9 protein-coding genes are annotated in these 9,014 nt (G+C 60.6%); 8 read left to right on the top strand and 1 reads right to left on the bottom strand.

The window, feature by feature from the left end; all coding sequences use genetic code 11:
• Positions 1-605 (bottom strand): diadenylate cyclase (locus ACIREA_RS19795; RefSeq protein WP_397384070.1); only part of this gene is annotated, 605 nt, incomplete at its 3' end.
• 105 nt (positions 606-710) lie between these two features.
• Between ACIREA_RS19795 and priA the strand changes: the two genes are divergently transcribed.
• From priA to ACIREA_RS19755, 8 genes are all read left to right on the top strand, one after another.
• Positions 711-3,044 (top strand): primosomal protein N', encoded by a 2,334-nt coding sequence (gene priA, locus ACIREA_RS19790; RefSeq protein WP_397384069.1) that lies wholly within the window; start codon positions 711-713, stop codon positions 3,042-3,044.
• 74 nt (positions 3,045-3,118) lie between these two features.
• Positions 3,119-3,613, top strand: coding sequence for a hypothetical protein (locus ACIREA_RS19785; protein WP_397384068.1), 495 nt, complete (start codon positions 3,119-3,121; stop codon positions 3,611-3,613).
• A gap of 11 nt (positions 3,614-3,624) precedes the next feature.
• Positions 3,625-4,161 (top strand): STAS domain-containing protein, encoded by a 537-nt coding sequence (locus ACIREA_RS19780; RefSeq protein WP_397384067.1) that lies wholly within the window; start codon positions 3,625-3,627, stop codon positions 4,159-4,161.
• 36 nt (positions 4,162-4,197) lie between these two features.
• On the top strand, positions 4,198-5,646 hold the full coding sequence (locus tag ACIREA_RS19775) for a PP2C family protein-serine/threonine phosphatase (protein ID WP_397384066.1): 1,449 nt from the start codon (positions 4,198-4,200) through the stop codon (positions 5,644-5,646).
• 30 nt (positions 5,647-5,676) lie between these two features.
• Positions 5,677-6,243, top strand: coding sequence for a nucleotide exchange factor GrpE (locus ACIREA_RS19770; RefSeq protein WP_397384065.1), 567 nt, complete (start codon positions 5,677-5,679; stop codon positions 6,241-6,243).
• An 18-nt stretch (positions 6,244-6,261) separates the two neighbouring features.
• On the top strand, positions 6,262-7,410 hold the full coding sequence (gene dnaJ, locus ACIREA_RS19765; protein WP_397384064.1) for a molecular chaperone DnaJ: 1,149 nt from the start codon (positions 6,262-6,264) through the stop codon (positions 7,408-7,410).
• A gap of 6 nt (positions 7,411-7,416) precedes the next feature.
• Entirely contained in the window at positions 7,417-8,319 is a 903-nt protein-coding gene (gene cyoE, locus ACIREA_RS19760) for a heme o synthase (RefSeq protein ID WP_397384063.1), read from the top strand.
• 10 nt (positions 8,320-8,329) lie between these two features.
• A partial coding sequence (locus tag ACIREA_RS19755; protein ID WP_397384062.1) for an SCO family protein occupies positions 8,330-9,014 on the top strand: 685 nt, incomplete at its 3' end.

Below are 9,014 nucleotides of genomic sequence, written 5' to 3'. Positions count from 1 at the left end.
CCCATGCCCGCCCGATGTCTCAGGCCGATGGCGCGGTCCTGAATATCACGCTGGCTCACCGGAAAAACACAGCCTGCGGCTGAGATGCGGCCCTGGTCAATGATCGCCCCGCCATCATGCAGCGAAGTCTTGGGCTGAAAAATCGTGGTGACCAGTTCATTCGAAATGACCGCATCCAGCTCCACGCCCGACTCAGCATAGGGTTTGAGATCAATGCCACGCTTCAGCGCAAACAACGCCCCGCAGCGGCGTGACGACAGCTGCTGCATCGCCTCCATCAGCACATCCAGCACCTCCGGATCCGGACGATTGAAGGAAAAAATACGGCTGCTGCCCAGCTCCGCCAGCACTCGGCGCAGCTCCGGCTGAAAGATGATGACCAGCGCGATCGCAAGGAAGACCGAGAATCGTTGCAGCAGGCTGCTGATGACGGACAGCTCCAGCAGCAGCGAGATCAAGGCCAGGCTCAGCAACAGCACCAGCAGCCCCGTCAGAATGCGTGCGCCACGCGTGGCCCGGAAAAACAGATACCCATGATACGCCAAGGCGGCGAGGATCAAAATCTCCACGCCGTCGCGCCAGTGCTCTGTCAGAAAGTTCCACATGCCGTTCGCTCCGTCCTGCTCGGTGAAACTATCGCACGGGGTGAATTGTTTCTCAAAAGAAGAATCGTTTTGGCCTGTGATTCACGGCGGCTAGGATGCACCCGCATGCCACGCACCAGCCCCAGCGCCGCCCCCACGCCAAAACAGAGCGATCTGTTTGGCGCGCCTGTGGTTGAGGCGCCCGCCCCACAGGCGGCCGTGCAAATTGCCCGCGTTCAGCTGGAAGGCGCGGCCGCCATGGAGCTCGATTACGCCATTCCAGAGAACCTTTCAGGTGAGATCGTCGTGGGCTCGCGCGTCATGGTCCCCCTGCAAAACCGGCGGATGAATGCCGTGGTGCTTGAGCTGCTGAATGAGTCACCTCATCGCGGCCGGCTCAAGGAGATCGCCTCCATCGTGGCCAAGCGGCCCATGTTCACCCCCGGACTGCTCAAACTCGCACGCTGGATCGCGGAGTACTACCTCGTCTCCGTTCACACCGTGCTGCGCACCATGCTGCCCCAGGCGGTGCGGGACAAACCGGGCAGCTTCGTGATGGACAGCCATCTCAAACTCTTGCGCGAACCACCGCAGGACGAATTCGAAAAGCTGCGGCACAAAGCACCGATGCAGGCGCGCGTGCTCGACATCCTGCGCAGTTGCAAAGGCGAAGCGACTCTCAGCCAGATCCGCAAGGACGTGCCCCGCGCCGCCTCCATTCTCCCCTCCCTGATCAAGGCAGGCTGGATCACCCGCAGCGAAGTTCGTGTGGAACGCGATCCGTTCCACGACGAGGCCTTCCTGCCCAGCCAGGCGCTGACTTTCACCGATGAACAGCAAGCCGCCTACACCCGCGTCGCTGCAGCGATCGACTCCACAGAGCAGACCAAACCCATCCTGCTGCATGGCATCACCGGCAGCGGCAAGACCGAAGTCTATCTCCAGGCCATCGCCCGCGTGATCGAGCGTGGCGGCACCGCACTCGTACTGGTGCCGGAAATCGCACTGACTCCTCAGACCATCGAGCGCTTCAAGGCCCGCTTTTCCGAGCGCAGTGATCGCATCGCGGTCCTTCACAGTCACTTAAGCGACGGCGAACGCCACGATGAATGGTACAAGATTCACGAAGACCGTGCCGACATCGTGATCGGCGCCCGCAGCGCGATTTTTGCGCCATTGGAACGCCTCGGCATCATCATTGTGGACGAAGAGCACGAGCCTTCCTTCAAGCAGGACGAAAAACCACGCTACCATGCGCGGGATGTCGCCGTGGTGCGTGGCAGCATCGAAAAATGCGTCGTCCTCCTCGGCAGCGCCACGCCAAGCCTCGAATCCTTCGAAAATGCCACGAGCGGCAAGTACGAACTGCTGAAGCTTTTGAGCCGGACAGACGGCCGCACACTTCCGCTGATCCGCATCGTCGATATGCGCATGGAACGGCGCAAAGGCACCGGCACCAGCGTGGCAAATACCGGCATCCTCTCCGAAAAGCTCCGCGCCGCGATCACCTCACGCCTGGAAAAAAAGGAGCAGACCATCCTGTTTTTGAACCGTCGTGGTTTTAACACCTCGCTCGCCTGTCTCGCCTGCGGTGAGACCGTGCAGTGTCAGGATTGCAGCATCCCGATGACGCTTCACAAGCACGAGAACCGCCTCGTCTGTCACGTCTGCGGTTCGCGGCGCCTGCCGCCGTCCAAATGCCCCTCCTGCCAGGAGCCCGGCCTGAAATTCGCCGGTTATGGCACCGAACGCGTCGAAACCGTGGTGCGCGAGGTCTTTCCCCAGGCCCGCATCGCCCGTGTGGATACGGACACCATCCAGCGCAAAAATCAGCTCCGTGACCTTCTGCGGGATTTCCGCGCGCAGAAAATCGATCTCATCATCGGCACCCAGATGATCGCCAAGGGCCTCGATTTCCCCAATGTCACGCTCGTCGGAGTCCTGAATGCCGATCTCGCGCTCAATCTTCCGGATTTCCGCGCGGCGGAGCGCACGCTGCAGTTGCTGGTCCAGGTCGCCGGCCGCGCCGGCCGCGGCGAGGTCAAAGGAGAGGTCGTCGTGCAAACCCACGCACCGCACAGCCCGGCCGTGCAGTTTTCCCGTCACAACGACTTTGAGGGCTTCGCTCAGCAGGAATTGGAGCAGCGCCGCGCCTTTCATTACCCGCCTTACACCCACGTGGTCATCCTCGCCAGCCGGGGAAAACACCAGGCCATGGCCGAATTTGCCCTGCAAACGCTTCACAAGCGCCTCTTGGAGGGCCTGTCCGAAGACGTCCTCATGGGCGAGCCCGCCCCCTGCGCCATGGCGAAGGCGCACGGGCAGTTTCGTTACCAGCTCCTGCTCCGGGCGGCCAAAATCCGCCCCCTCTGCCGCCACATCCAGCAAGTCTTGCAGGCCACCAGCCTCCCTCAGGACGTCATTGTGACCTGGGATGTCGATCCCGTATCACTTTTGTAAATTATCCTTTGTCGATTCGAAGAATCGAAGGGAACGTTGACATCAAGCGTCCCGATTCAATATTCCCCCCCTTCATGACGACAGAGAAACGCACCTCCTGCCTCCGCCTCGGATGTTTAGCCATCCTGGCCTTTGCGCTTTCTGCCTGTTCGAGCACGACGAAAGGTCCGGGCGGACAGATCTCCAAGGTGAAGTATTACCACCTGATGCCGTTCTTCACGCCGCAGACGACGAACCCGACCATTCTGTTTGAGCGCCAGCACTTCATTTACGGCGCAGTGACCAAGAAGGACATCGTTGACCGCTTCGGCCACTATTACGCTTTTTTCTGGAAGACCACTGACCGCACCGGCCCGGTGACGATCAAATTCGAATACCAGCAGGCAAAATCAGGCCTCAGCAAACGTGTTCAAGAACAGGTCGTCGATGACATTCATCGCAGCAACGTTTCCAAGTTCCAGGTCGTCGGCCAAGAATACCAAAAAAGTGGCCGGGTGATCGCATGGCGCATTAGCATTTTGCGCGGCAAGGAAGAACTGGTCAGCCAGCAATCCGCGCTCTGGAACTAACTCAGCATCGCATGACTCCTCCCACTCATATTCTTGTTGGCACCATCGGCCGCGTTTTCTGGATGAGGGTGGACGGACGAGGCACCTTTCAAAACAGCCTGCAGGCCAAGAAGGCGCTTCAACGCGTGGTTTCTCAGGGCATGCGCAATCTCGTCGTCGATCTCGAGCGCTGTCCCATGATGGACTCCACCTTTCTCGGCATGCTCACGGGTGCCGCCCTGAACCTCCGCGAATCCGGTGGCGGATCTTTGAGCGTCGTGAACGCCAACCAGCGCAATCTACAGCTGCTCACCAGCCTCGGCCTGGACCACATTTTGGAGCTCGACCGTGACGGCAAGCTCTGGGAAGCCGAACGCAAGGAAGTTTGCGACGCCCTCCAGAATTGTGGCGAAACCACTGCGGAATGCAAAGAAGTGCAGACCCAGCACGTGCTCTCAGCTCATCAGGCCCTCGCTGATGTGAGCGATGCCAACGAAAGCCGTTTTCACGATGTGATCGAATTTTTGGAAAAAGAGCTGGAGGCTGGCACATCTGCTGTTCCTGCCTAGGCGCCACCCGGATGAGCCGGGCCGCCTCCTACACCCATGATCATCGCTCTTCTTGTCCTGATCGTACTGCTGATGACGGCGGGACTGGTAATGCTGGCAAAAATTGCACGTCAGCAAAAGCATGCCATCGCGGCGCTCCGGGCCGAAGAGGAGGCCATCGTGGCCGAAGAACGCCGCATGTTTCACTACCTGCACGATCTCGGCGAGGCCATCTGGCGCGATGACCAGCAGGCTTCCATGTACCGCTTGATTGTTGAGGGTGCCATTCGCGTCACTCAAAGCACCGGCGGCGCCCTTTACCTCTACGACGAAGCCACGCAGCAGCTCGTGCCACGGCACTATTCCGACTTTTGCGCCCCTCTCATCAGCCTGCCCGAGCGCGTGCGGCAGCAGATGAAAGAGAATTCAGCCACCCTCCTCAGCACCTTGCGCATGCATGCAGAAACAGTGCAGTCAGGTCTGCTCGGCAGCGTTTTCATGCAGCAAAAAACCGAATTGCTGCCGGATCTCGGCACGGACAAACGCCTCGGCCAGCACTTGGTGCCTTCCCAGCAGCACGTCACCGCCATGATCGGCCCCCTGAGCTTTGGCGTCCGCAGGCTCGGTGTTCTGGCCGTCACCTCTCCCAAAGACGGCCGCAGCTACAACGCCAACGACTTCGAGGTCTTCAATTCGCTCATCGAGCAGTCCGCCTTCGCCCTCGCCAATGCCATGTCGCACCAGGAGGCGGCGAAGAACCGCATGGATCAGCAGGAGCTGCAAAACGCCAGTCAGATCCAAAAGGTGCTCCTGCCAGATCGCGACCCCCAGGTCCCGGGCTTCATCATCGCGGGCAAAAACATCCCCGCCCGCACCCTCAGCGGTGACTATTTTGATTATTTCAATCTGCCTGACGGTCGGTTTGGTGCCGTCATTGCCGATGTTTCGGGCAAAGGTCTCGGTGCCGCCATGATCACGGTCATGTGCCGCACCCTGATGCGCGCCAATGCCTCCAGCTCCGCCTCCCCCAGCACCGTTCTCGGTGCCGTCAATCGCCAGATCGCCCCGGACATCCGCGAGGACATGTTCATCACCATGTCCTACGTCGTGGTCGAGCAGGACGGCTCAAACCTCACCCTCTCGCGTGCCGGTCACAATGCCGCGCTGCTCTGGCGCAAAGCCACCGGCAAGGTCGAGACCATCCATCCCCCCGGCCTCGGCGTCGGCATCGACAAAGGCGCAGTCTTTGAGCGCGTCACCAAGGACGCCAGTTTCGCAATGCAGACCGGCGACTGCCTCCTGCTCTACACCGACGGCGTGAACGAGGCCATGGACCCCAAAGGCATCGAATTCGGCGAGGAACGCGTGGAGGAGGAACTCGCCAAACATGCCCCGAACGGACCCAAAGCCGTCATCGGCGGCATCATCCTGGATTTGGAGCACTTTTTGAAGGGTCGGCGCTCCCATGACGACATCACCTTGATTGCTATCCAGAAGACGGCATAGTCGCGGCCCCCCAAATCACCGCGAAAACCTATGACCGAGCCGAGTCCCGATACGACCCAGCAAGCAGCTTTTGAAGAAATCTCCAATCCTGAAGCCTCCGCTTCAGTGGAGGATGCCGCCCCGCTTGACCCCATCACCGCTCTGACCCAGGAAGTCGAACGCTGGAAAGACATGGCCTACCGCAGCCAGGCCGAGCTGGACAACTTCCGCAAACGCTCCGCCCGTGAGGCCCAGGAAACCCGAGCCTACGCCAATGGCGATCTGCTGCGCGCCTTGTGCCCCATCCTCGATAATTTCGACATGGGTCTCGAAGCCGCTCGCCAGGAGTCCGAAAAGTCCATGGTCTTCATGGGCATGAGTATGGTGAACCGCCAGATTCAAGATTTCCTGCGCGACAGTGGTGCGCTGGAAATCGAGGCTCAGGGCAAAGTCTTTGACCCCAATCTTCACGAGGCGGTCGCCCAAGAAGCCAGCCCCACCGTCCCCGAAGGCACCGTCATCCGCGTCACCCGTCGTGGTTACAAGCTCAAGGACCGCCTCCTGCGTGCCGCCAGCGTCATCGTTTCCAGTGGTCCAACGCCCCCTGCAGAGGCGTAACCCTCTTTCTACCCAGCTATGGCCGAAAAACGCGATTATTATGAAGTCCTTGGCGTCTCCCGCGACGTCTCGGCCGAGGAATTGAAAAAAGCCTACCGCAAGCTCGCGGTGAAATTTCACCCCGACAAAAACCCGGACGACAAATCGGCCGAAGGTAAATTCAAGGAAGTGGGCGAAGCCTACGACGTCCTCAGCGACGAACAAAAACGCGCTGCGTACGACCGCTATGGCCACGCCGCCTTCGCCGGTGGCATGGGCGGCCCGGCCGCCGGTGGTCACGATCCCTTCGACATTTTCCGTGAAGTCTTCGGCGGCGGCGGCGGTGGTGGCATCTTCGAACAGTTCTTCGGCGGTGGCGGTGGTGGAAGCGGCGGTCGTCGTCGTGACGGCCCGCAACGCGGCAGCGACCTGCGCTACGGCATGGAAATCTCCCTCGAAGACGCCGCGCACGGCGTGGAGCGTGAGATCGAGTACGAGCGCAGCGCCTCATGCAAAATCTGCTCCGGCTCCGGCTCGGCCAGCGGCGGTGGTAAAAAAACCTGCCGCACCTGCGGCGGCGTCGGCCAAGTCATCAGTTCACGTGGCTTCTTCCAGATCCAGCAGACCTGCCCGGATTGCAGTGGCAGCGGTGAAATGATCAGCGACCCCTGCCGCAATTGCAGCGGCACCGGGCGCTCCAAGGAACGCACCAAAGTCCGCGTCAAAGTGCCTGCAGGCATCGAAGACGGCTCCCGTCTGCGCTCCACCGGCAACGGGGACCTCGGCGTGAAAAACGGCCCTCCCGGCGATCTCTACATCGTCGTCCAAGTCAGAGCGCACGAGATCTTCGAGCGCGAAGGCAACGACCTCCACTGCGACATCCCGCTTTCCTTTGGCACCGCCGCTCTCGGTGGCGAGCTCACTGTCCCCACCATGGAGGCCAAGGCTTCCGTCAAAGTGCCCGCCGGCACCCAAAACGGCACCACCTTCCGCCTCCGCGGCAAAGGCATGAAAATCTTGGGCGAAGACCGCTTCGGCGATCTCTACGTCCACGTCCAAATCGCTGTGCCGACCAAGCTCAATGCCGAACAACGCGGCAAGCTCGACGAATTCGCCAAATCCCTCGGTGAACAAACCTCTCCCATGGAAGAGACCTTCTTCGAGAAGGCGAAAAAGTTTTTCCGCTAACCGCTCATGACCACCCGCGACCTGCTGACCCTGACGAAATTCCGCCTCAGTGCGCTCGTCATCGTCACCACGTTTGTGGGCTTCTGGCTGCGTGCGCCCAAAGGCTTCGACTTCTGGCTGCTCTTTCACACCATCATCGGCAGCACCCTCGCTGCCTTCGGTGCTGCGGTGTTTAATCAGCTCATGGAGATCGAGCCCGACTCGCGCATGCAGCGCACGTTGGACCGTCCCCTGCCCTCCGGGCGCGTCAGTCCTTCGGCAGCATTCGGCATCGGCTGGCTTCTCAGCGCCTGGGCGCTCATCCATCTGACCATCCAGGTGAACATGGAAGCTGCGGCCCTTACCGCACTTACCCTCGCGGTGTATCTCTTCATCTACACCCCGCTTAAGCGCCAAAGCGCCACCAACACCCTCGTCGGTGCCGTCTCCGGCGCGCTGCCACCGCTCATCGGCTGGGCGGGAGCCGCCGGGCCGCTGCCTGCGGGCACCGCACCGCATTTCCGCTGGGAGCTCATGGTCGAGCCGGGTGCCATCTACCTTTTCCTCCTGCTCTTCCTCTGGCAGCTTCCACATTTCCTCGCCATCAACTGGATGTACCGCGACGAGTACCGCAAAGGCGGCTTCGTCATGCTCGCCAACGACGATGAACACGGTGCGCGCACCTCGCAGCACGCCCTCGCCTATGCCGTCAGCACCGTGCTGTTGATGTTCTATCCCGTCTATTCTGGCGCAGCCTACGCCTGGTGGTTCCTGCCCCCCGCTCTCCTGCTCAGCGGCTGGCTCTGCGTACTGGCGCTTCGCTTCAATCGCCAGCCCGAACGCGTGACCGCTCGCAAACTTTTCTTCTGCACGCTGATGTATCTCCCCGGCATTCTGACCGTATCCATCATCGCCTGGAAACACGCGTAACTGCACCGCCATGAACGATTCTCCCGCCAAAGCCAAGCTCAGCCCCTGGACCATCTGGGTGCCCGTCATCATCGCCGTCCTCGGCCTCGTCGTCTTTTACAACTACCTCATCTATCGCTCACGCATCGACAACGACGTGAACCGTCCGCCGATCCTTGGTCGTCTCGAAAAAGACCTCGAACTCACCGAGCGCAGCGGCAAAACCGTCCATCTCGAAGATTTGAAAGGCAAGGTCCTCGTCATCTCCTGGGTTTTCACCCGCTGCCCACGTGGTTGCGCCGCCGTCATCGCCAAGCTCAAGAAACTGCAGGCCGAATTTGCCGACGAGTCCGGCCTCCAGCTTGTCAGCTTCACCCTCGATGCCGATGACACCCCGGAGATGATGAAGAAATTCGCCAGCGGCCTCGGCATCAAGGACGACGCCAACTGGTGGTTCGTGAACGGCGAGAAAGACGCCGTGCGCAAGTTCATGACCAGCCAGGCCCAGTTCCGCCCCGTGCAGGACATGCCGGAGGCCGACCGCCTCTCCCCGGATGACAAATACATCCACGACCTCCGCGTCGCCGTCATCGACCACCGTGGTCACGTGCGCAGTCTGGCCGACATCCTGAATCCCGACCCCGAATTCGCCAAATTCTGGGATGAAAAATTGCGCAAAGACCTGCACTACCTCCTCAACGAACAAAAGAAGGCCC

It is taken from the genome of Prosthecobacter sp., assembly GCF_044373815.1.
Taxonomy (GTDB): domain Bacteria; phylum Verrucomicrobiota; class Verrucomicrobiia; order Verrucomicrobiales; family Verrucomicrobiaceae; genus Prosthecobacter.
Note: the sequence above shows the minus strand (reverse complement) of the source record. Positions and strands in the feature narration are given on the sequence as shown.